We start from the raw sequence: 813 nt of genomic DNA, 5'->3' as shown, positions 1-813 counted from the left end.
AGTGTTTCATCAAAGTTGATATCTCAGTAGAGGTGGGGATGTGTCAGGGAATTTTGACTCAACTTAATATATTATAAAGTTGGTTTTCAAGTATTGTTTTACATAATTTCCAAATTCTGATATGTCTTTTTTCATATAAAATACATGGCAGAAAAACCTGCCACAACGAAAAACGAAAGTCCTTTAATTCCAGCATATTGGTGAGACTTTTATATAAAAAAGATATGTGGAACTATAGAATAAGTGTAACATACAGCTATATAATAAATTGTGAATGATATCCAGCCCAACACAACAACTTGTTCATGCGCTCCGCGCATGAACAAGAGGCTGGACCGGTCACCGCGTTGATAGGAGCCGCAAAATAATCATTAACCATAACTCAGAAATTGAGGTCTAAAAATGAATAAGGTTGATATCGATCATAAATTAATTTTATTTGAGGCTATACGCGACTCTTTGGTAGATGTGGGTATTTCCCCGGACGAAGTTGCTGGTTTTGAATTCGCCTATAATGGAATGTATGAAATGGCAAGGCTTACTGGTCCTCGTGCAGAACTATCTCAAGCTGACGCTCCGGGATTGATCGGTGAGCAACTAGTGGATGCGACGGTGATTGCCGTGGCATTTGCTGTCGGTAAGTTTTTTCTTTCTATTATGATTAATCCTATTCTGGAAAATAAGATTCTTCCAAACATAGACCGTTATGAAGAAGAGCTAATTGGAAAAATTGGGCACCCACGGTTGGTTAAAAGTGTACGCAAGCACATTGAAAAGACTATCCGTAAACAATTAAAGATACCTTCGAAATCT

The 813-nt window shown here is 37.5% G+C and carries 1 protein-coding gene; it reads left to right on the top strand.

The annotated features are described in order from the left end of the window. Positions 1-402: 402 nt before the first annotated feature. On the top strand, positions 403-813 hold a 411-nt coding region (locus ACYQ2M_RS25165; protein WP_459919155.1), incomplete at its 3' end, for a hypothetical protein.

It is taken from the genome of Desulfocicer niacini, assembly GCF_054657595.1.
The sequence above is the reverse complement of the archived record's forward strand: the minus strand, read 5'-3'. Positions and strand labels throughout refer to the sequence as shown.